This window comes from Nocardia carnea NBRC 14403 (genome assembly GCF_000308515.1).
Taxonomy (GTDB): domain Bacteria; phylum Actinomycetota; class Actinomycetes; order Mycobacteriales; family Mycobacteriaceae; genus Nocardia; species Nocardia carnea.
Genome location: NZ_BAFV01000124.1, coordinates 45,890 through 66,458, shown reverse-complemented (window position 1 = coordinate 66,458; position 20,569 = coordinate 45,890). Strand labels below are relative to the sequence as shown.

Sequence of the window (20,569 nt, the reverse complement as noted above, 5' to 3'; positions counted from 1 at the left end):
GCGAACTCGCTCACGAGTTAACGGCATGGATCGGCGCGGCGGCCACCGTCGCCGGGCGATTCTGTGAGCAACTCCAGCGTTATTCGACCGTGCGACTGGACCACCATCCAATTCCTTTCGCCTGTACTGGATTTCTCGTTTCCGTACGGACAACCGCTTTCTCTGCCTTATCAACTGTGACAGTGAACAGACCTTCGTTACTTCGTATTCCACGGTCTGCGGGAGCGATACGCTCCCGGTGTGTTCAGCAGTATCGGATGGGGCGAGGTGCTGGTCCTCCTCGTCGCGGCGCTGGTAATACTCGGCCCGGAGCGGCTTCCCGAAGCCGCGCGGTGGACCGCCCGGGCGTTACGGCAAGCCCGTGACTACGCCACGGGAGCCACCGCGGAACTGAAACGGGACCTGGGACCGGAGTTCGACGAGCTCCGCGCCCCGCTGTCCGAACTCCGGCGCTTGCGCGGTATCGACCCGCAGTCACTGGTCACGCGGCATCTCCTCGGCGACGAACCGCTCATCCCCGACGATGTCCGGGCGAGCCTGACCGGCCTGAACGCCGAGAAGATCGACTCCGGGAACTTCGGCCTCATGAACCTTCCGGCCGCCGCGGCCACGGTGGATCTGACCAAGCGTCCGCCCCACAACGACCCGAATTCCGGCAGCGACGATCCGGGCGACCGCACCCGGCCCGGCGAACCGGCACACTGACCCGCCGTCGCGCGGGACCGGGTCGCCACTATCACCCGATCGGAGATCTCCGGATGAGCGAACCGACGCACCAGACCGGCCACGGGACCGACGACCGCCATCGCCGGCAGCACGACGCCAGCGAGGAACTCGCACGATCGCTGCTGTTCCCACCGCGTGCGGCGGCCGCCGCACGGATCACCGGATATGCCTATACCGACCGATACGACGTCATCGCGTTGACCCCGTGGGCGCCTCCGGTACACCGGTCACCCAGCAGTCCCACCGATGCCGAGATCATCGAGCGGATCCGCGCAGAGCTTCTACTGGACGGGCCCGATCCGCTGCCCGCCCTGCTCACCCCCGGCCGGAACACGATCCTGATTCCGGGCGCCGGGCGGCACGCGCGCTGCGCGGAGGAACTGCTGACCGAGCTCGCCGATGCCGCCGACGCCGCGCTGCTGGCGACCGTTGTGTACGCCGAATCCGAGCAGGTCCCGGCGGCGGCAGCCCTGTCCCACGAACTGCTCGAGGTCGCGGTACGCCTGGACTACCGGCCGGGTATGTACCGGTGGGCCGATCTGGCACTGCCCTATCACCTCACCCGGCCCGGCCCGGCCTTCGACCGGCTCGGCGCGCTGCTCGAACCGCTCGCACCCCATGCACACCTGCTGGACACGCTGATGCATCACCTGGATACGGGTTTCCAGCCGCGCCGTACCGCGCGGCGGCTCGGCTTGCATATCAATACCGTGCGTCATCGTCTCGAGCGCACACACCAGCTCATCGGCCTGGACCCGATGCGACCGGACGACAGCTGGCTGTTGCGCTCTGCGCTTATTGCACACAGATACCGGAACGGCGGCTGAGAACGGTAAATCAGCCGTAATTCGAATTTGCGGCAAAACGTATCTCGATGCACCGTACTCTGATACATTGTTACATCAACGGTACCGCGGAGAAAATCGCCGGCCATTCGGCCCAAGCACACCGGAGCAGATGTGATCATGAATGCCGCCGCCACGCAGTTGGTGAATACACCGTTCGCCCGATCCACGCGCACCACCCCACCGCCACGGACCGGCACCACGCCGGTCCGGAGCCCACGCCGGGCCGACCGCTACCGCGACGAGGCGGGCGCCACTCACCCACTGCCCGCAACCGTGATCGCCCTGCTACTGCATCTGCTCGAACCCGACCGAGGGGCGGGCGAGAAATCGGAGACGCTCATCGCCGACCTGCACCGTGCCGTCGAGGCAGCGGTCGCACGGCGGGAAACGGCCGCGGCGGTCACCGGCGCGGTCCGCGGCGCCCTCGAGGTGACCGTGCAGGAATTACATGCCGGCGGTCTGCCCGCCGGACAGCTCGCGGTATACAGCCGGCGCCTGGGCCGGGTGTGCGAGTTCATCCTCGGCACCGCAAGCACCGCCTATGACGGTGCCGCGCGCACCACCGGAAGAAACGTCGTACCGCTGCGCGGTGTCGGTCCCGGGCCCGGCACCGGCGAACGGGCTGCCGTCGTCGCCCTCGAATTCGAGGTCACCGAACAGGCGCCCAACCGGCGCGTACGGGCCGACCGCATCGAATCGTGCCTGACCGGCGATACCGAGATCAGCGTGCTGTCGCTGATCACCGAACACGGCGGCACCCTGTCCGTCCCCGCGGACGGCGATATCGATGGCCGGGTGGCCCGGATCGTCGCCCGGTTTCAGGGCATCCTGCGCACCCCGGTCACCGCCACCGTCCTGTTCTGCCCGCCCGACCGGGTGCCGGATTCCGTCGATACGGCGCACGAAATGCTGGACGTGGTACGACGCCTCGGATACCCCCACGGCGTGTACCGGTTCGATCGGATCGCCCTCGAATACCAGGTCACCAGGCCCGGCCCCGCCCGGGAGAGCCTCGCCCGGATCGCCTCGTCGCTGGACGGGCATCGCGACCTGGTCGAGGCGCTGCTCGTCTACATCCGCTGCGACGGCAGCCGTAAGAGCACGGCCCGGCTGCTGCATGTCCACCCGAATACGGTGGACTACCGATTCCGCCGCATCCACCAGGTCACCGGTTACGACCCGGCGACGGTATCCGGACTGTCGAAACTGCAGGCGGCTATGGTGGTCGGCGCATTCGAAGGCAAGGGATACCCGGGCCCGGCGGCACCGAAGCCGATCGCGCGAGCCGGCGTCGCGGCCGGCCCGGTACCCGTGGGGAAAGCAGTCTGAGCACGCCGCAGGCAGCCACCCACGGACGCACCGAGGAGACACGATGCAGATCGTCAACGGCGTACCGAAATCCACGCGGATCACCGCTTCCCCAGGACCGAACCGAGAATCCACGGCGGCACAGCTCAGCGGCCGATGCCCGATCCGCGGCACCGGGCCCTATACCGTGACGCCGGAACGTATTCGGCTGTTCGCCGAGCTCACCCACAACGATCACCCGATCCATCACCACGATACGGTCGCGCGCGACTACGGTTACCCGGCGCTGGTCGCACCGCCCACCTTCGCCGCACTCGTCATGGTCCGGGCACAATACGACGCCGTCTGGGTCCTCGCCCCGGGTGTCCGGCCCACCGCGCTGCTGCACACCCGGCAGACCCTGGACATCCGGCGCCTACTGGTCGCCGGGGATATCGTCACCACCGATATCCGGATCCGCGCGATCCGGACCACGGGCGAATACGCCGGCGTCGAAGCACAACTGGTGTTCACCGACCACCACGGCGAGATCGTGCAATCGAGTTCCAGCTCGCTGTACGTCTGCGCGCCCGCTGTTCCGGCGCACCCGGTGACCCGGCCGTACCCCCTCGGCGGCGTGGTCGACAGGGCCCGCGCCCGGACCGGCAACAGACGAACCCTCGGGTCCGCGGCGACTTCTCCGGGATTACCGCTACCGCGGCGCATCTTTCCGGTCGACAGCGCCGATATGGACACCTACGACGCGCTCGGCACTCCCGATCACTACCGCACGGTGGCCGGTCCGGAGGCGCACGGCAGGCCACCGTCCGGGATGATGCGTCTCGCGCTGACCGCCGGCTATCTCTCGTCCTGTCTGGGCGACCCCGCCGCGGTCGCCCGCTACGACGCCGAATTCACCCACTTCGGCGGGCAGCGCGGCCGCGCGGTCCAGCCGGTGGAGATCGCCGGCCGGATGGTCTCGGTCGACGGAACCGGCGCGGGCGTGGTCGAACTCGACGGCCGATGCCTGGACCGCAGACTTTTCATCCACGCGCACGCGGTCCTGCGCCCACCGGCACGCTGAACACCGTTGAGCCGTCCCGGACCGCGGCCCGATCAGCGGGTACGCGACCGGTCGGCCGCGGGCGATTCCCGCGCCACACCCGCCCCGACCGTCGCGCCGTGCCGGACGAGCGGTACAACCGCCATCCGGACGAAGGCCGCGGCCTGTTCCTCGTCGCGGAAATCGACACCGCCCAGCGGTGTGAGCAGCAGCGAATGTGCCAGCCGGGCCAGCAGTTCGGCCACCGGGCGCGGGTCGTAGTCGTCGATAGTGCCCGCCGCCTGCCCGTGCTCGAGCATCGTCACGATATAACCGATCGCCGAACTCACCATCTCTTCACCGCGCACCGTGTAGAACTCGATCGCTTCCTCCGGGGAGACCTCGATGAGCTGGGTCAGCAGCGGGTGCGTGCGGGCCTGCCGTAGGACGAACAACGCTGTCCGTGCGATCTGATCGTCGACATCGGTACCTTCGGCGGAGATCCGGCCCACCTCGGCGAGCATCCGCTCGATCTCACGCATGATGACCGCTTCGATGAGATTGTCCTTGCCGGCGAACCGGCGGTAGATGGTCACGCGGTTGAGGCCCGAACGGCGCGCGATATCGTCGAGGCTCGCGCGCCGGATGCCTACCTGCAGCAACCGCACCAGCGCAGCATCCATGATCTTCTCGTCGACCGCGTCGCCCTGCCTCACCATGATTTTCAATGTACCAACCGAGGCATACCAATAGTCGATACAATCCGCCGCTCCCGGGTACACCGTTGCGCAGTCGATACGAAGTGCCCGGAGAAACGCGGGACGTATCACCTCTCGGTTTGTGTTCTGCCACAAGCCGAGCGGAGTCACCATATGGATGCCGGGGAGAAAACACCGCGTGTGTCGGCACCGACGGCCGGACCGGCTACACCTACTCGCAGGCCGAGAACCGAAACGGTCCGGTGTTATATGACAAACGCATTGACACCGTGCAACGACCTTCGTATGTTCGTTTCACTTCGGTATATGGGCACCGCAGGCCGTTCGGAGGACCGTATTCATGACCCGGATCGTTCCCACCCGCCATCCCGATACACCCCGCGGGGTGCCCGGGCTCCGTCCGTTCGCACTGGCGCTCGGCATCCGCAGGTCCGATACCGCCCGGTGGCGCGACCTGGGCGAATCCCTGCTCGTCGCCGACCCCGCCATGGACGAGCTCGTCGCCTGGATGTGCGAGGCCGGCACCGCCACTACCCGTCCGCTCTTCGAACGGGCACTCACCACCGGAATCGATTCCGTTCCGGACGCACCCGAACCGCTGGTCGCCTTCTTCCGGAGTGTGGAAACACCGCCGGAATGGGTGGACCCGGAACTCCTGCGACGCGGTGCGCAGGTCTATCGCATGGGTGGCGCGGACGGCCTCTACCTCGCCCGCGATGTCTCGTTCCTCGGCGGCTATCTGGCCTCCGGCTTCAACCGGACCCTGTTGCGCACCGGAGCACTGGAGAAGGGCCCGGCCGCCCGGTTCGCCGAAACCCTGCGCTGGGCCATGGATGTATCCGGCCAGGACGCAATGGCACGTTTCGGGCCCGGGTACCGGTCGACGCTGCGTGTCCGGCTCATCCATTCCCTGGTCCGCAGACATCTGCTGGACCGGCCCGATTGGCGCACCGAGGACTGGGGCCTGCCGATCAACCAGACCGATATGGCCGCCACTCTGGTCGGCGCGCTGCTGGCCCCGTTCGTCGGCGGTATCGCCATGGGTATGCTGCCCCGCCGCGCCGACCTCGACGCCGCCGCTCACCTCACCCGTTATGTCGGATGGCTGATCGGTGTCGAAGATCGATGGCTGCCCACCGGTTTCCGCGACGGTGTCCGCATCCTGTTCCACTGCCTCACCGCGATCATGAACCCCGACGAGACCAGCCGCCGGCTCGCCATTCCCCTGGCCCGGGATCCGCTCGGCTGGTCGTATCCGAATATGGCCCGGCTGCGCGGCCAGTTCGCGCGCGCCCAGCATCTGTCCCTCGCCACCGCCTTCCTCGGCCCGCGATCGGTGCACCGCCTGGGCCTGTGGCCGTTCATGCCGCCGTGGTATCCGCTTCTGCGTTTACCGGTGAATCTGCTGCGCAGTGCCGCGGCCCGGTTCGCTCCCGGCGGGCGGGCTCGTGCCGCCACCCGGGGGCGCCGGCAGCAGCAACGATTCCTCGAACTCTTGACCGGCCCCGCCGCCACGCATCAATTGTGAATTCGCCGAAAGAACGAGCGCTAATTTCATATTTCCGTCGACACGAACACCACCACCCGAAATAGCCGGCGCAGGCCGGAGCGTGTTTCGGCGAAAACAATTGTTCCCCCTATTGTGCAGCCGCCCAGGCTGTTCGGCGAGTTGGATGTCGAAAGGCCGGGAATCGACATATCGAATAACTCCGGACATACACTGCGGAGACCGATCGGTAATCGAGCTCGAAATTCCCGTAACCCAACAGCAAGGATTTGTGATGCCGATAACCTCCCGCAGGCTCGCCACGTTCGCGGTCGCGGTGGCGGCCGCCGGCCTGGTTTCGCCCCTGGCGTCGGCGCAGCCGGGCCCGGCCACCACCCCCGCGCCCACTCCGACCACCGAGGCGCCGGCCGAACCCGCACCGAGCACCGGAAACGAGGAAACGACGGCACCGGCCGAACCCGCGCCGCCCACGGAGGAAGAGAACACGCCGAGCACCGAACCGGCGCCGCCGATCGACAGTGAGGAGACACCCCCGCCGGCGGAGGGCGAACCCGCTCCCCCCGTAGAAGAAACGCCCGCACCGCCCGCGGACGACGAGACAACACCACCCGCGAGTGAACCGAGCGCTCCGGCCCCCGAGCCCGCGCCGCCGGCCCAGGACGAGGGCACTCCGCCGGCTCTGATGCCCGAAGCTCCGCCGCTGGAGACTCTGCTGGGGCGGGTGGCCTGCATGTTCGAGGACGCTTCGGTGCAGGTGCTGCCCAGCGCGGACGAAGCCCGGACAGTCGCCCGGGACAAGGGCCAGGCGATCCTCGCCTGTGCCACCCACCCGATAGACGAGCCGCCGGCCGAACAGCCGCCCACCGAGGAAACACCCGCCCCGCAGGAACCCACCGGGGAACCGCCCGCCGCGGAGCTCCCCACGGACGAACCGCCTGCTGCGGAGCTGCCCACGGAGGAGCCGCCTGCCACGGAGCTCCCCGCGGAGGAACCGCCTGCTCCCGCGGAGCCCACCGAGGAACAGCCCCTCGGATAGATCCGACCGCGATCGGGCACCGGCACGATACCGCCGGGTGCGCTGGAACCCCGACTGCGCGCCCGGACTCGTGACCGGCCGGGACCGGTCATGGAAACCCCTACTGCCGAGCACATCAGTCGGCAGTAGGGGTTTCGCAGTCGTGCACCACCGGGTAGCCGGCATTGCACACTCGTCGCGCCCTGTGGTCCTCATGGGGTCCCGGCGAGCTCGGTACCCGAGGACAAAAATGCTCGGATGAGGAATGTGCTTGTACGAGCGACACTTCCGGCCGGGCCATACGGTCGCAGGTTCGCGTGCGAGCTGTGCCGTAAGGGAATCGAGGCACCGGCCGGGTGCACGGCCGGCACGTCGCATTGTGTTCGTCCCGTCGGCCGCGGGACACCGGACGCTGATGGGATCGGCGCGTACCGCTCGCCCCAGGCCGGAGTCCTGATGCTCACCGAGCTCGCGGCCATGGAACTCACACCCCACAGCATTCGCGTGAACGCGGCCGATCCCGGACCCGCGCGCCTGAACCGTCTATCCCGTCGCTACCGCGACTACCGCCTTGCTCAACGCGGTCGCGATACTTCGCGGGTCGACCGGCGGGTCCAGCGCCGCATAGAGCTCGGCGGTGCGCTCTATCATGGCGACGATGATCAAGGCCGAGGTCCGGTCCGCCGGCGGCGAGGACGCGACACGGACCGGCCGGGTTTCCCGCAAACTGTCGACGACCCGATCGGACAGCCGCGACGCCCGCGTGGCGTGATATCGCGCCACGCGGCGGTCGTAGGCGGCCACCTCTGCGAGCGCATCCAGGATATGTCCACGGCTGCGGCGGAATTCGAGCAGCGCTGCCAGCGCATCGGCCAGCCCGGCGAGGTCATCTGCTCGCCACTGCGCCCACCAGCGTTCCTCGGGCGCGAACCCGTCCTCGGTATCCGCGTCCACCAGCCGGATGAGGAGACAGTTCTTCTGCGGGAAGTAGCGATACACCGTCGACCGGGCGAGCCCCGCCGCTGCGGCGATACGCCGCATGGACAGCGCGGTATAGGGAACACCGGTGGCCAGCAGGCCCTCCACGGCATCCAGGATCCGCCGCGCGACCGCGCTGTCGGCGGTCTCGTACGGCACCGAATCTGCCCTCGGCCCAGGGCCGGTATCGGCCGGTGCCCGCCCCGCGTCCATGCTGTCAGGTTCGCCGGTTATGCGCGGGTTCGGCCGGCCGCGGGACCGTCCGGTAGTTGTCTGCATCGAAGCGCCGGGTCCTGCGCCGGTATCCCAGCATCGAGCCCGGCCAGTTGTTCGTATTCACCGGACCCGCCGCGGTATCGGCCACATACCAGCTGTGACAGCCACCGGTATTCCATACGGTGCCGGCCAGCCGCTGCCGGGTTTCGCTGTCGAAGCGCTCGAGCACGTCCGGCCGAACGTCCAGATACCGCACCCGGGAGATTTCCTCGACGGCTCCGACAATGTATTTCATCTGGCTCTCCAGCATATGGACGATTGACCCGGAGCCGACATTCGTATTCGGCCCGTACATGAGGAAGAAATTCGGGAACCCGGGCACGGTGAGCCCCAGATAGGCGCGCGCACCGGATTTCCACACGGTATCCAGATTCTCTCCGGCCAGCCCTGTCACCCGCATCGGCGCCACGAAATCGTGCGAACGGAAACCCGTCGCATAGACGATGGCGTCCACATCGAACTGCCGCCCGTCCTCGGTCGTTATCCCGGTCGGCCGTACCGTCGCGATCGGATCGGTCACCACTCGCGTGGTTTCCCGGTCCAGTGCCGTGTAGTAATCGTTCGAGGTGAGAATGCGGTTACAGCCCAGTTCGTATCCGGGCAGCAGGGTGCGGCGCAGCTCGGGGTCGGTGATCCGCCGTAGATTCCACCGGCACCACAGCCGGATCGGCGCGGCGAGGATGCGCCGGCCCCGCCGGGAGATCAGCATCGGATTGAGAATTCCTTCGAACCAGCAGAACACCGCCAACCGCGGAATTTTCTGCAGTAGTGGTAGCCATTTGTTCGCCCGGCGGCGCAGCGGGCCGTATTCACCGTCGGGTTTGGGGCTGATCCAATGCGGTTGCCGTTGGAAAACGGTAACACTGTGCGCTTTCTCCACCAGATGCGGAACGAACTGGATCGCGCTGGCGCCGTTGCCGATCACCGCGATATCGCGGCCCGCCGGATCGAAGTCGTGATCCCAGCAGGCGGAGTGGAATGCCGTCCCGGCGAAATCCGCCGTACCGGGTAGCCGGGGATACGATGGCCGGCTCAACTGTCCGCACGCCGAAATCAGCACATCGGCGTAGGCGATCTCCCCCGAGGACAAGGTGAGTTCCCACCGATATCGGTGTTCGTCGAATGTCGCCGCCACGATCTCGGTGCGGGTGCGTACATGTTCGGTGATTCCGTATTCGTCCGCACACCGGCGCAGATAGTCCAATATTTCCGGCTGCGGCGCGAAGCGCCGCGACCATGCGGGATTCGGCGCGAACGAATACGAGTACAGATGCGACGGTGCATCACAGGCCGCGCCAGGATACGTGTTGTCACGCCAGACTCCCCCGATATCGCCGGCCCGTTCGTACACGGTCACCGCGGTGAATCCGGCGCGTACGAGGCTTATCGCCACACCTATTCCACTGAATCCACTCCCGATGACGGCGATGGCCGGATGGTTCGGGTCTTCGATGCTCACTACCGCTCCTGTCGGCGCTGGAAACGGCTCCGCTTACTCGCCCGCGATTGCAGGGGAAAGATTTCCGGTCGCACCGGAATTCGGAAACCGAGAGGGAATACGGGCCCGCGCGCACCAACCTAACTCAGCGGTACAGCCGTCGGAAACAGACCGTCGACAGATTGGTGACTTTCTCCAACCGCACCCACCGGCCGGTTCACCGGCGGCGCGATATCGGCCCGCGGACTACTAGAGGTCGAGTACCAGCCGTGTGACGGTTCCGGCGGTCGTCACGCACAGCCGTACCGGTTCGGGTACCGGCCGGTTTTCGCGTGCCACGGACGTCGTTTCGATCTCCAGCGGCCGATGCTCGCATGCCCCGCACACTCCGGCACGGCACATCGAGGCGACGGCGAACCCGTTGCGCTCCAGCGCTTCGAGCACGGTCGACGTGGGCGGGACCACGAGTTCGACACCGGACCGGCGTAATTCGACGATCACTACCCGCGGCGGCTCGGGACGGCCGCGCCGTCGCTTCCACTTCACCGCCGGATACTGCGTAGCTGCCCGTCCGCGGATCCGTCGTGGTGATCGTAGGGCGTATCGCGGATCCCGGCCCGCACCGCGGCGGCCCGTGCGATCCGCGACTGCCACCGCCACATCGGATCGTCCCGGCGTGCTCGACGAGCGAGCCGGCGCTGCGCGCCCGGCAACGTATCGCCCAGCGCCCGCGCCCGGACCTCCACGGTCGAGACCAGACCGGTCGCCGCCTTCCACGGTTGTAACGGCACATTCCGCAGCGGGGTTTCCGCCAGCAGTTCCCGGACCAGCACGTCGCTGCTGTAGTAGGCCATCATTCCCGCAACCGGCGCGGCGGCGGATACCTTTGCCCGCGCCACGGCTCCGTCTCCGGCGAAGCCCCTGGTCGCCGCACCGGCCATCCGGGCAGTCCAGGCAGGCGCCGTTCCCGCGGTGGCGACCATATAGTCGACCAGTCGCATCCCTTCCACGGCTGTTGCCGGGATCAGTTCCGGGGCGACACCGAACACATGGGCGATACCCGCCCAGTAGTGCATGACATCGTCGAGTTGTTCCGCATCGGCGCGCCGGCCGTGCACATGGTCGAAGCACAGCGGTGTCAGCCCGAAGGTCACGGCGGCGCCCATCATCGTCGAATTGGAGATCGGGTTGCCATGCCGCGCGAAATGGTCTGGCCCCCACGCCTTCTTCAACCCCGCCCGCACCTGTGCGTGCATCAGGCGCACCCGCACCGTGTCCTGGAACGTCCGCGACCGGCGATCCAGCGCGCCGGCCACCGTCATACTGCGAAACCAGTTCGCGGTCTCCAGGTTCCGCCGGTAGGGGTCGTTGACATAACGACCTGTCGCACCGGTCGCCGACGCGACCTCGGCGCCCACGAAGGTGCCCATGAAGTCCTGGATCAGCATGGCGGTCTTCCCCGACATCGAGGCGTTGAGCCACAGCCGGCGCCCCCGTTCCCAGCGCTGCGGGTCGAACCAGCCGGGCGGATTGTCGAGGTGTTCGAACAGCGCGACGAGTTCGGCGGGTGGCTCGCCGACAGTATCGATACCGTGCGCGAGCGCCTGGTCGAGCATCCGCCGCCCCGCCGCGGTGCCCACCCGGGCGAAGGCAGCCACCACACCGTCCATCAGTTCGTCGCCCTGCCAGAGATGATCGGCCATCATCCGGGCCTGCGGCGTCTGCACCGGGACCCGCCGGATATCGATCCACGGCGAGAGCATCTGTTTCCGGGATTCGAACCACAGCCCGGACGGGGCGATCCGGGGCGGCGGCGGGCGCAACGGCATACCGGGACGGAAGTAGTAGTCGAACCGGTGTCGTTTGCCGGTGTCGACGAGATCGGATTCCCGGCCCGGAGGGCTCGTGATCGGCTCCTGTGGCAGCATGAGCGGATGCTGACACGAATAAATACTCGCGTTCAATTCGCATTCTGATATGCCGCCCGTACCCCGCGCCACCCTCCGCCGGACACCGCGGCAGCAGCGTTCACGGGAGATGGTCGAGCGCATCATCGACGCCGGCCAGGCCGTACTCATCGCGCACGGTTACGAGGGAGCATCGACGAACCGGATAGCGGCCGCCGCCCGGATCAGCCCCGGCTCGCTGTACCAGTACTTCCCGAACAAGGACGCGGTGATCGGCGCCGCGATCGACCGCTACAACAGCGAGGTCTCCGGCCGGGTCCGCGCACAGGTGCTGCAGTGCATGACCGAACCGCCCGAGATCGCGCTACGGCAGTCCGTCTCGGCCCTGCTGGATGCCCTGGGTGACAAACCGGAACTACTGCGTGCCGTGGTCGAGCAGACCCCCAGACTCAGTGTCGGGCATACCGTGGTGAACTTCGAGGACCAGATCGCCGAACTCACCCGCGCCGCGCTGACACTGCGCGGATACCGGCCGCCGCAGGATACGAACATTGCGGCCGCCGCCTGGATGCTCGTCCGCACCGTGGAGCATCTGACGGTTCGCTACATCCTCGACCGGCCCGACATCCCGCGCGACGCCTTCCTCACCAACCTCACGCGGATGGTCCTGAACTACTTCCGCGGACCGTGAATCCACGGGCGAAGCCGAGCAGTACGCGAATACCGTCGCACCCGCCCAGGCCCGCGACCGGCCGGTCCGGCCGCCGAACATGCAGTGCGAATACGCGAACCCACGCTCGCGAAATTCCTATCTCCGCCCTCTTCCCTCGCTTCCAGAATTGCATTCTTAGTTTCGGGAAGGGTATTCTCACCTGAGGAACAGGGTGTGCGCCGAGGGAGTGGCTATGGCAGAGACCGCAGTGATCACCGGGGCGGCCGGCGGAATCGGCGAGCACACCGCCCGGCGGCTGGCAGCCGACGGCGTCCGCTGTGTGCTGGTGGACCGTGACCCGCTCGTCCGGCAGATCGCCATGGAACTCGGCGGCGAGGCAATCGTCGGCGATCTCACCGATCCGGCCGTCTCCCGCGCCGCCGTGGCCGCCGCCGGCGAACGGCTCGACCTGCTCGTCCTCAACGCCGGAACGAATTCCGTGGACAAGGATCCGGCCGACCTCGATCTGGACCGATATCACGCGGTCGTGGGCGTAAACCAGCACGCCGTCGTCTGGGGTCTACGCGCAGCACTGCCGGTGATGCGCCGGCAAGGCGGCGGGTCCATCGTCGTCACCGCCTCGTACGCGGGGATCAGAGGCGTCCCCCAGGACCCGATCTACACCATGACCAAACACGCGGTCATCGGTCTTGTCCGTGCCCTGCACGGATCCCTTGCACGCGAAGGCATCCGGCTGAGCGCGGTATGCCCCGGTCTGGTGGACACTCCGCTCACCGCGGGCGGACGGGAACACTTCCGCGCGGCCGGGATCCCGATGCTGGCAGCGGACGAGGTGGCGGCCGCCGTCGAGCAGTTGCTCCGCGACGGGGAACCGGGCACCGAACTGGTCGTCGGTCCCGGTAAGCCGGCTGTCCGATATGCCGCGGCACCACTGCCCTGAGCCGCATCCGAACCAAATCGTCGGTCCGCCCAAATCGCCGGTCAGCGCGGAACAGCGGGTCAGTGCGAGCCCCCGGTCGAGACGAAACCAGCGGGCCGGCAAGAGTCGCCGGTCGGCGCGCGGAACTGCACGATATACACTGTCGCCCAAGGCCTTTCGCTTGTTCAGATCGACGCCGGACGGGACGGTATCGGCGTTCACCTGGGTTTCCGCCCCTGAATTGCGTTCTTCGAGGTGGACCCACCACACACCCCGTCGGCCCACGCTCGCCGGTGGGGCTGTGGGCCGAGAGGCGCGACCGCGCACTCTGTGTCAGAGCGCGAGGATAGAGCCGCAGCAGCGTGCAGAGGTTCCCCGGGGCCGGATAAGCGGGGCGCCCATTGCCGCCACGCAACCGGCGTGGCTACGATCGGGCCCGATGTCTGTCGACTTGATGCTCGATTCACTGGACGGCCTGTCCGTGGGTGATGCGCTGGGACAACAATTCCCGGTGATGCGCCGTTCACTATCCGATCTCCGGACCGGAAACCTCACCGCGGGGCCGTGGGGGTGGACCGACGATACCGAAATGGCCTGCAGTGTGGTCGCCGAACTGGGCACCCGCGGTGCCGTCGATCCGGATCGCCTGGCCGCCGCCTTCGCCCGGCGCTGCGATCCGGCCCGCGACTACGGTTTCTTCTCGGTGGGCATCCTGCGCCGGATCCGCGAGGGGGTGCCGTGGCAGGAGGCGGCCGGGTCTGTTTACGAGGGCCAGGGGTCATGCGGTAACGGCGCCGCCATGCGTGTGGCCCCGCTGGGCGCGTTCTACGCCGGAGATCCGGACCGGATCGTTGCCGAAGCAACCCATTCGGCACGGGTGACCCATATGCATCCGGAGGGGGTGGCCGGCGCGGTCGCAGTCGCGCTCGCCGCAGGCGAGGCCGGGCGGGCCCGGACAAGCGGGGTGCGACCCGCGCCGGGTGAGTTCCTCACCGCCGTCCTGGACCGCCTCGCCGACGGGGAAACGACCCGGGCGATCGGCCGTGCGCGCACGCTGCTCGGCGCCTCTGTCGAGCAGGCCGCGGTGGAGCTGGGCAACGGTTCCCGGGTCACCGCGCAGAACACGGTCCCGTTCACGATGTGGGCCGCGGCAACATATCTCGACAACTATCCCGCCGCGATCACGACCTGTATCGAGGCCGACGGCGATATCGACACCACGAGCGCCATCGTCGGCGGAATCGTCGCCGCCTACACCGGCAAGGACTCCCCTGCCGGCGTGCCCGCGGCCTGGCTCTCCGCACGCGAATCCCTGCCCCGGTGGCTGGACCCGGCGAGCCTCACATACGGGCGCTCGAAGTCCCGGTTCGGCCGGCTCGGCCGCTGGCTGACCGGAACCCGCTAGCGTCGACCCGAAGCTGCCTCGACCTCGCCCCCGAGGCGATCCCGGTTCGGGGGCCTACTCCCCGCGCCAGCGCGGCGGTCGCTTCTCCGCGAAGGCCCGAGCGCCTTCCTGCGCATCGGCGGAGGCGAATACCGGACCGGTGATCGCGCGTTGCCGCTCGAACATCTCCTCCTGCGACCAGTCCGCGCTCTCGCGGATGACCTTTTTGGACGCGCGCACGGCGAGCGGCCCGTTGGCGGCGATGGACCGGGCCAGATCGAGGGCCACATCCAGTGCCTGTCCTTCGTCGGCGAGACGATTCACCAGACCCAGCGCGAAGGCGCGTTCGGCGTCGAACAGATCACCGGTGAGCGCCAACTCCAGCGCAACAGCGGGCGGGATCCGGCGGGGCAGCCGCATCAGCCCGCCCGCCGCGGCCGCCAGCCCGCGTTTGACCTCGGGAATACCGAACTTCGCCGTCCGCGAGGCCACCACCAGGTCCGCGGCCAGTACGGCTTCGCAGCCGCCCGCCAGCGCGTAACCCTCGACCGCGGCGATCAGCGGTTTCTCCGGCGGCGCCTCCACCAGGCCGAGGAACCCCCGCCCCGGGATCACCGGCGATTCGCCACGCAGGAAGGCCTTCAGGTCCATCCCGGCGCAGAATGTGCCGCCGGCTCCGGTGAGCACGCCGACGGTGAGGTCCGGGCTGGTATCGAGTTCGGTCATCGCCGCGGCGACCGCCTCGGATACCGCGAGGTTCACCGCATTACGCGCCGCCGGACGGTTGAGTGTGACGACGAGAATGCCGTCCTGCGCATCGACCAGTACTTCGTCGCTCATTGCGGCTCCCTGCCGGATCGGTTCGTGGTCGCCGGGCCGCGCCCGCCGCGGACCAGCAGGCCCATATCCGTCCTTTTCGATCGAGTAGTTCCGTTCCGGGTCATCGTGCGGTGAGCCCGCCGTCGGCGGTGACGACCGAACCGGTGAGATAGGACGACTCCGCGGATAGCAGGAAGGCGATCACAGCCGCCATCTCCTCCGGTTCGGCCCGGCGGCCCAGTGGGGTGGCCGCGACCGCATTGCTCGTCACGCCCTCGACCTCACGGGCACGGCGGGCGAGCGGCGTGTCCACCACACCCGGGCACAGGCAGTTCGCCCGGATACCGCGGTCGGCGTAGCCGACGGCGAGCGACCGGGTCAGCCCGAGTACACCGCTCTTCGACGCGTCGTAGCTACAGGTGTTGGTATTCGCGGAGACCAGCGACGCCACCGAGCCGATCGTGACCACACTCGCGGCCTCCGCCTCGAGCAGATGCGGTACCGCGGCACGGATCGTGAGAAACGTGCCGGTGAGGTTGACCGCGATCACCGAATTCCAGTCCTCGAAGGACATTTCGTGCGGTAGGCCGGAGCGGGCGATACCCGCGCAGGTGAGCACGCCGTCCAGTCCGCCCAGATCCCGGGCCGCTGCGGTCACCGCGGCGCCGACCGACTCTTCCCGGGTGACATCGCATTCGACTGCCGCGGCGCTCCCCAATTCGGCGGCCAGGCGTTCGGCCGCGCCGGTGTCCAGGTCGAGGATTGCCACCGCGGCACCTTCGGCGGACAGTCGCCGCGCGGCCGCGGCACCGATACCGCCTGCTCCCCCGGTGATGAGGATCCGCCGGCCGGTCAATCGTTTTCCGTAGTCCATGGTCATCTCCGTTCAGCCGATCCGCCGGCCGGCATCGACCGGAAGGGATACGCCGGTCACGAACCGCGCTTCGTCGGATGCCAGATACAGCACGGCGTTGCTGATGTCCTCGGCTTCGACCCAGCCCTGCCCCAGCACATCCGAACCGCGGGCGCGTTCACGCAGGTCCTCGGGGGTCGGGTTCTCCAGATCCGGGCAGAACACACGCAGGGTGGACTTACTGAACAGCATGTCGGTCGCCACATTGCCCGGGTGGACCGCGTTGACCCGGATACCGTGGCGGCCCAGCTCGGCGGACAGCGTCTGCATCAGTCCGACGACACCGCTCTTGGAGGCGTTGTAGTGCGCGACGTTCGCGGCGCCGACGAGGGTGACCACCGAACTGGTCAAAATCACCGAACCACCGCGTCCGGCCGTGATCATATGCGGTACAGCGGCTTTCACGGTGCGCCAGACACCGGTCATATTGATGTCGACCATATCCTGCCACTCGGTGTCGGTGAGGTCGAAGGTCGGGCGGCAACCGACCACACCGGCATTGGCGCTCACGATATCGATAGCGCCCAGGCTCTCGACCGCCTCGCCGGCCACCTGATCGAGACCGGCCTGATCCCGCACATCGACCTGCCGGGCCAGCACCCGGCGGCCGAGATCGCGCACCAGTTTCTCGGTTTCGCGCAGATCCTCGACGGTGGCCATCGGATACTCGAGCGACGCTACGTCCGCGCACGCGTCGACCGCGACGATATCGGCGCCTTCCTGCGCGAGCCGCACCGCATGCGAACGTCCCTGTCCGCGCGCCGCGCCCGTGATGAACGCGACCTTGCCGGAAACTCGTCCCATTCCGAGAACCTCCATGGTTATCAGTCCAAACCCAGCAAACGCGCTGGGACAGCGCCGGCCATCAGCCGGAGTTCGTTTTCGGTGACGCCTTCGTCCCACAGCGCGTTGACGTATCCACGTAAGCCCGCAGCCGGATGCGGCAGGGTGTCGGTCCAGCCGTAATCGGTGGATACGATCGCGCGTTGCGGCCCGATCCGGCCGATGGCCGTGATCACCTGGTCGAACGTCGACGGTTTCCCCATACAGGTATGGGCGGCGAATTCGATTACGGCGCCGAGGCCGGCCAGTTCCACGACCTGGTCCACCGAGAGTCCGGGTCCGGCACTGGCGTGCATGGCGTGCGTGACGACCAGATTCCCGCGCCCGGCGAACGCGCGGGCCACCGCATAGTGCTCGTCGACGGTGATATGCCCGGTCGCCAGTACCGCACCGCTCGCCGCGACGAGATCCATGATCTCGCGTACCTCCGGTACCAGCTCGCCATCGGGTCCGAGGACCGGAATTCCTTCCCGTACACCGAATGCTGCTTCAATTGCCTGCGCGGTGTTCGACACCGACGACAACGTCGGCAACCACACCACCTGCGCACCGGCCCGCAGCGCGGTCTCCACGGCCTGGGGGTTGAGCCCGCCGACGGGGTGATCGCAGCACATCCCGGCGATCGACAAGACGTCCGGCACCGCCTTGTTGGCCAGATCGGCGACCGCGGTGGACGGGAACTCGTGTGCCTTCAGCACGATGGCCCGCATTCCACCGGCCGCGGCTTCCCCCGCGGCCTCGATGGGGTCGACCGCGTGCGGGTGTTTCGCGAGCTTCTCGACCAGCGGCTCCGGGCCGAAATGGCAGTGCATATCGATGGCCCCGTCGAGCAGGACGGGTGCGGTTCCGGAGTTGCGTGTCATTCGGCGGTGACACCGCCGTCGACGAGAATCGCCTGCCCGGTCACGTACGAGGCGTCCGGCGAGGCGAGGAACGCGACCACGGCGGCGATCTCGTCGGGTTCGCCGTATCGGCCGAGCGGCACGTTCAGCGGTTTCGACGGGTTGCGCACCGTGGCAGTGGTCGGCACGATCGCCGCGGTATTGGCGCCGAGGTTCGTTTTCACCGCACCCGGGCATACGCTGTTGACCCGGATACCGTGCGGCGCATACTCGATCGCGAGGGTCTGGGTGAGCATCTTGACCCCGCCCTTCGATGCGCGGTACGGCGCCAGACCGCCCTGGGTGGCGATGAACGACGAGGTCGACCCGCAGGTCACGATCGATCCCCCGCCGCGTCGCAGCATCGACGGCAGCGCCGCCTGGATCGTGAAGAATGTGCCGCCGAGGTTGATATCGAGTACTCCGCGCCAGTCCTCTTCGGAGAGTTCGTGGCTGTCGATCCGTGCGCCGGACACCCCGGCGCCGGTGAACACCACACCGATTTCACCGAGCTGCGCCACGATTTCGGCCGTCACCGAGAGCATGCGATCCCGGTCTCGCACATCGGCCCCGAACGCGGCGGCCTGCCCGCCGGCTTCCCGGATCGCCGCGGCGGTCTCCTCCGCGGCGGCCTCGTGCAGATCGACTACGGCCACTGCCGCGCCCTCGGCGGCCAGCCTCCGCGCGGAGGCCGCCCCGATCCCGGAACCTCCGCCGGTCACCACTGCCGTGTGGTCTTCGAGCCTGTGCACCTGCGGCCTCCTGCGGTCGATCACCCTTGTAATTACTCGAATCATGCATATCATTACGAGCAAATGTCAATCCGTGACGCTCGCCATAGCCGCCACACCTTCGGCATTGGTAGTTGCGCTATTCGACAGGAGATGCCGATGACCCAGGTGACAGACGATTCCGGCACGACCCGCGACCTCGGCGGCTGTCCGGTCTTCCATACCGACTACCGCGTCGAACGGCCCGCGCTGGAAACCCAGCGGCTGCTCGACGCCGACCGGGAAGCCGCCCGGTTCGCGTGGAACGACTCCACCGAGGAGGGGTTCTGGGTACTGAACCGCTTCGACGATGTGCGCGAAGCCCTCCAGCGCGATACCGACTTCACCAACGACCAGGTCAGCGCGTTCCACCGCTCCCCGCCGCGGCAGTTGCTACCGCAGAATCTCAACCAGCCCGACCATGCCGAGCTGCGGCGGATCCTTAACCCGTTCTTCGCCCCCAAGCTCGTCCGGCGCATCACCGACCAGGCACAGGAGCGTGCCGTCGCACTCGTCGACGAGATCGCGCCGCGGGGCGCCGAGGACATCGCGACCGGCTTCGGCATGATCTACCCGACCGATTTGTTCCTCACATTGCTCGGATTACCGGTCGAGGACAGCGCAAAATTGCTGCCTTGGGTGGAGGGCCAGTTCCTCGGCTTCTTCAACAGCGATCCGGAGTCCAAACGGGTCGCCGCGCAGACCCGCCGGGAACTCGACGCATACTTCGCCGTCGCGATCGCCGAACGCCGCGCGGCCCCCGGCGATCCGGCCACCGACCTCGTGACCCGGCTGGTCACCGCGGAATACCAGGGCGCACCGATCCCGGACGAAACGATCCTCGCCCTGTGCATGAGCATCATGGCGGCCGGACTCGACACCACCCGCAGCGCGCTCGGGTACACGTTCCTGCACATGGCCACCCACCCCGAGGACCGGCAGCGACTGCTCGACGAACCCGAACTGTGGCCGAAGGCGATCGAGGAAATCCTGCGGCTCTACAGCCTGATCATCCAGGACGGTCGCGAAGCAGCCCGCGACCTCGACTTCCACGGACTGCCCATCCGCAAGGGCGATCTGGTGTGGCTCGGCCTGGCCGCAGCCAACCACGACCCCCGCATCTTCGAGGACCCGGACGTCTTCGACCCGGAGCGGCCCAACCTCGCACACCATCTCGGGTTCGGCGCCGGCCACCACCGCTGTCTCGGCATGCATCTGGCACGTGCGGAACTGGTGGTCGCGCTCACCGAATGGCACCGCCGGATCCCGCACTACCGGCTCGCCGCGGGCGTGGACCTGCGCGAGCGCGGTAGCCAGCTACGGCTACAACAGGTCCCCCTGGTCTGGGACTGACCCTGGACCGGCCACAGCCCGGCGGCCCGGCATCCTTTCACTGGATGCCGGGCCGCCGTGTTCCGGAGGGTCAGGACTCGCCGACGGCGATGGCCGTCTCGGGACAGGCCTGCGCCGCGGCCGCTGCTTCTGCGGTCAAATCGCCGGGAACTTCCCAGGTTTGCCCGCGTTCCACCACGAAACCCTCGTCGTCATCGGTCAGCAGCCGCTCCGCCACCGCATAACACCGGCCGTGCCCCATGCACCGGCCCGCTTCGATCGAAATGAACAT

The 20,569-nt window shown here is 67.8% G+C and carries 21 protein-coding genes; 10 read left to right on the top strand and 11 right to left on the bottom strand.

What is annotated here, in order from left to right; genetic code table 11:
• Nucleotides 1–240 precede the first annotated feature (240 nt).
• From tatB to ON22_RS32370, 4 genes are all read left to right on the top strand, one after another.
• A complete protein-coding gene (tatB, locus tag ON22_RS36170) occupies nt 241–705 on the top strand; it encodes a Sec-independent protein translocase protein TatB (protein WP_081595995.1) in 465 nt (154 codons plus the stop codon).
• A gap of 53 nt (nt 706–758) precedes the next feature.
• Nucleotides 759–1,553: a PucR family transcriptional regulator gene (locus tag ON22_RS32380; RefSeq protein ID WP_051158368.1), complete on the top strand. Its 795-nt coding sequence runs from the start codon at nt 759–761 to the stop codon at nt 1,551–1,553.
• Between the two features lie 138 nt (nt 1,554–1,691).
• Entirely contained in the window at nt 1,692–2,903 is a 1,212-nt protein-coding gene (locus ON22_RS35085) for a PucR family transcriptional regulator (RefSeq protein ID WP_051158367.1), read from the top strand.
• 43 nt (nt 2,904–2,946) lie between these two features.
• Nucleotides 2,947–3,945 (top strand): FAS1-like dehydratase domain-containing protein, encoded by a 999-nt coding sequence (locus ON22_RS32370; protein ID WP_033242756.1) that lies wholly within the window; start codon nt 2,947–2,949, stop codon nt 3,943–3,945.
• 32 nt (nt 3,946–3,977) lie between these two features.
• Here ON22_RS32370 and ON22_RS32365 read toward each other — a convergent pair whose 3' ends face one another.
• Nucleotides 3,978–4,622: a TetR/AcrR family transcriptional regulator gene (locus ON22_RS32365; RefSeq protein ID WP_051158366.1), complete on the bottom strand. Its 645-nt coding sequence runs from the start codon at nt 4,620–4,622 to the stop codon at nt 3,978–3,980.
• Nucleotides 4,623–4,962: 340 nt separating this feature from the next.
• Between ON22_RS32365 and ON22_RS32360 the strand changes: the two genes are divergently transcribed.
• Both ON22_RS32360 and ON22_RS32355 read left to right on the top strand, forming a co-directional pair.
• On the top strand, nt 4,963–6,150 hold the full coding sequence (locus ON22_RS32360; protein ID WP_033242755.1) for an oxygenase MpaB family protein: 1,188 nt from the start codon (nt 4,963–4,965) through the stop codon (nt 6,148–6,150).
• A 253-nt stretch (nt 6,151–6,403) separates the two neighbouring features.
• Nucleotides 6,404–7,165 (top strand): hypothetical protein, encoded by a 762-nt coding sequence (locus ON22_RS32355; protein ID WP_033242754.1) that lies wholly within the window; start codon nt 6,404–6,406, stop codon nt 7,163–7,165.
• A gap of 522 nt (nt 7,166–7,687) precedes the next feature.
• Here ON22_RS32355 and ON22_RS32350 read toward each other — a convergent pair.
• The 4 genes from ON22_RS32350 to ON22_RS32335 form a co-directional block, all read right to left on the bottom strand.
• On the bottom strand, nt 7,688–8,281 hold the full coding sequence (locus ON22_RS32350; protein WP_033242753.1) for a TetR/AcrR family transcriptional regulator: 594 nt from the start codon (nt 8,279–8,281) through the stop codon (nt 7,688–7,690).
• A 58-nt stretch (nt 8,282–8,339) separates the two neighbouring features.
• The gene (locus ON22_RS32345) at nt 8,340–9,857 is read right to left on the bottom strand and encodes a flavin-containing monooxygenase (protein WP_033242752.1); all 1,518 of its coding nucleotides are present in this window, start codon (nt 9,855–9,857) and stop codon (nt 8,340–8,342) included.
• A gap of 228 nt (nt 9,858–10,085) precedes the next feature.
• Nucleotides 10,086–10,382 (bottom strand): 2Fe-2S iron-sulfur cluster-binding protein, encoded by a 297-nt coding sequence (locus tag ON22_RS36165; protein ID WP_157170455.1) that lies wholly within the window; start codon nt 10,380–10,382, stop codon nt 10,086–10,088.
• Nucleotides 10,379–11,764 (bottom strand): oxygenase MpaB family protein, encoded by a 1,386-nt coding sequence (locus ON22_RS32335; RefSeq protein WP_051158365.1) that lies wholly within the window; start codon nt 11,762–11,764, stop codon nt 10,379–10,381. The genes ON22_RS36165 and ON22_RS32335 overlap by 4 nt, the downstream gene beginning before the upstream one ends.
• A gap of 49 nt (nt 11,765–11,813) precedes the next feature.
• On the opposite strand from ON22_RS32335, the gene ON22_RS32330 reads away from it, so the two are divergent.
• From ON22_RS32330 to ON22_RS32320, 3 genes are all read left to right on the top strand, one after another.
• The gene (locus ON22_RS32330) at nt 11,814–12,434 is read left to right on the top strand and encodes a TetR/AcrR family transcriptional regulator (RefSeq protein ID WP_051158364.1); all 621 of its coding nucleotides are present in this window, start codon (nt 11,814–11,816) and stop codon (nt 12,432–12,434) included.
• A gap of 214 nt (nt 12,435–12,648) precedes the next feature.
• Nucleotides 12,649–13,356 carry an SDR family oxidoreductase gene (locus tag ON22_RS32325; RefSeq protein WP_033242749.1) on the top strand — a complete coding sequence of 236 codons (708 nt, stop codon included), beginning with the start codon at nt 12,649–12,651 and terminating at the stop codon, nt 13,354–13,356.
• 418 nt (nt 13,357–13,774) lie between these two features.
• Nucleotides 13,775–14,740, top strand: coding sequence for an ADP-ribosylglycohydrolase family protein (locus ON22_RS32320; protein ID WP_231508285.1), 966 nt, complete (start codon nt 13,775–13,777; stop codon nt 14,738–14,740).
• A 54-nt stretch (nt 14,741–14,794) separates the two neighbouring features.
• Here ON22_RS32320 and ON22_RS32315 read toward each other — a convergent pair whose 3' ends face one another.
• From ON22_RS32315 to ON22_RS32295, 5 genes are all read right to left on the bottom strand, one after another.
• Nucleotides 14,795–15,559: a crotonase/enoyl-CoA hydratase family protein gene (locus ON22_RS32315; RefSeq protein WP_033242748.1), complete on the bottom strand. Its 765-nt coding sequence runs from the start codon at nt 15,557–15,559 to the stop codon at nt 14,795–14,797.
• A 100-nt stretch (nt 15,560–15,659) separates the two neighbouring features.
• Nucleotides 15,660–16,412 carry an SDR family NAD(P)-dependent oxidoreductase gene (locus tag ON22_RS32310; protein WP_033243039.1) on the bottom strand — a complete coding sequence of 251 codons (753 nt, stop codon included), beginning with the start codon at nt 16,410–16,412 and terminating at the stop codon, nt 15,660–15,662.
• A 12-nt stretch (nt 16,413–16,424) separates the two neighbouring features.
• Nucleotides 16,425–17,255, bottom strand: coding sequence for a mycofactocin-coupled SDR family oxidoreductase (locus tag ON22_RS32305; protein WP_033242747.1), 831 nt, complete (start codon nt 17,253–17,255; stop codon nt 16,425–16,427).
• A 20-nt stretch (nt 17,256–17,275) separates the two neighbouring features.
• Nucleotides 17,276–18,157, bottom strand: coding sequence for a DUF6282 family protein (locus ON22_RS32300; RefSeq protein ID WP_033242746.1), 882 nt, complete (start codon nt 18,155–18,157; stop codon nt 17,276–17,278).
• The gene (locus ON22_RS32295; protein WP_033242745.1) at nt 18,154–18,927 is read right to left on the bottom strand and encodes an SDR family NAD(P)-dependent oxidoreductase; all 774 of its coding nucleotides are present in this window, start codon (nt 18,925–18,927) and stop codon (nt 18,154–18,156) included. Before ON22_RS32295 ends, ON22_RS32300 begins: the two co-directional genes overlap by 4 nt.
• Nucleotides 18,928–19,065: 138 nt before the next feature.
• On the opposite strand from ON22_RS32295, the gene ON22_RS32290 reads away from it, so the two are divergent.
• Nucleotides 19,066–20,298, top strand: coding sequence for a cytochrome P450 (locus ON22_RS32290; protein ID WP_051158382.1), 1,233 nt, complete (start codon nt 19,066–19,068; stop codon nt 20,296–20,298).
• A gap of 70 nt (nt 20,299–20,368) precedes the next feature.
• Here the strand turns inward: ON22_RS32290 and ON22_RS32285 are convergent, their stop codons facing one another.
• Entirely contained in the window at nt 20,369–20,569 is a 201-nt protein-coding gene (locus ON22_RS32285) for a ferredoxin (protein WP_033242743.1), read from the bottom strand.

Bases quoted from the DNA above. Each gene is read 5' to 3' on its own strand.
- ON22_RS32315 (WP_033242748.1), bottom strand. From the start codon at position 15,559: ATGAGCGACGAAGTACTGGTCGATGCGCAGGACGGCATTCTCGTCGTC.
- ON22_RS32320 (WP_231508285.1), top strand. From the start codon at position 13,775: ATGTCTGTCGACTTGATGCTCGATTCACTGGACGGCCTGTCCGTGGGT.
- ON22_RS32330 (WP_051158364.1), top strand. From the start codon at position 11,814: ATGCCGCCCGTACCCCGCGCCACCCTCCGCCGGACACCGCGGCAGCAG.
- ON22_RS32300 (WP_033242746.1), bottom strand. From the start codon at position 18,157: ATGACACGCAACTCCGGAACCGCACCCGTCCTGCTCGACGGGGCCATC.
- ON22_RS32365 (WP_051158366.1), bottom strand. From the start codon at position 4,622: ATGGTGAGGCAGGGCGACGCGGTCGACGAGAAGATCATGGATGCTGCG.
- ON22_RS32380 (WP_051158368.1), top strand. From the start codon at position 759: ATGAGCGAACCGACGCACCAGACCGGCCACGGGACCGACGACCGCCAT.
- ON22_RS32325 (WP_033242749.1), top strand. From the start codon at position 12,649: ATGGCAGAGACCGCAGTGATCACCGGGGCGGCCGGCGGAATCGGCGAG.
- ON22_RS32310 (WP_033243039.1), bottom strand. From the start codon at position 16,412: ATGGACTACGGAAAACGATTGACCGGCCGGCGGATCCTCATCACCGGG.
- ON22_RS32360 (WP_033242755.1), top strand. From the start codon at position 4,963: ATGACCCGGATCGTTCCCACCCGCCATCCCGATACACCCCGCGGGGTG.
- ON22_RS32305 (WP_033242747.1), bottom strand. From the start codon at position 17,255: ATGGGACGAGTTTCCGGCAAGGTCGCGTTCATCACGGGCGCGGCGCGC.
- ON22_RS35085 (WP_051158367.1), top strand. From the start codon at position 1,692: ATGAATGCCGCCGCCACGCAGTTGGTGAATACACCGTTCGCCCGATCC.
- ON22_RS32370 (WP_033242756.1), top strand. From the start codon at position 2,947: ATGCAGATCGTCAACGGCGTACCGAAATCCACGCGGATCACCGCTTCC.
- ON22_RS32355 (WP_033242754.1), top strand. From the start codon at position 6,404: ATGCCGATAACCTCCCGCAGGCTCGCCACGTTCGCGGTCGCGGTGGCG.
- ON22_RS32290 (WP_051158382.1), top strand. From the start codon at position 19,066: ATGACCCAGGTGACAGACGATTCCGGCACGACCCGCGACCTCGGCGGC.
- ON22_RS32285 (WP_033242743.1), bottom strand. From the start codon at position 20,569: ATGTTCATTTCGATCGAAGCGGGCCGGTGCATGGGGCACGGCCGGTGT.
- ON22_RS32335 (WP_051158365.1), bottom strand. From the start codon at position 11,764: ATGCTGCCACAGGAGCCGATCACGAGCCCTCCGGGCCGGGAATCCGAT.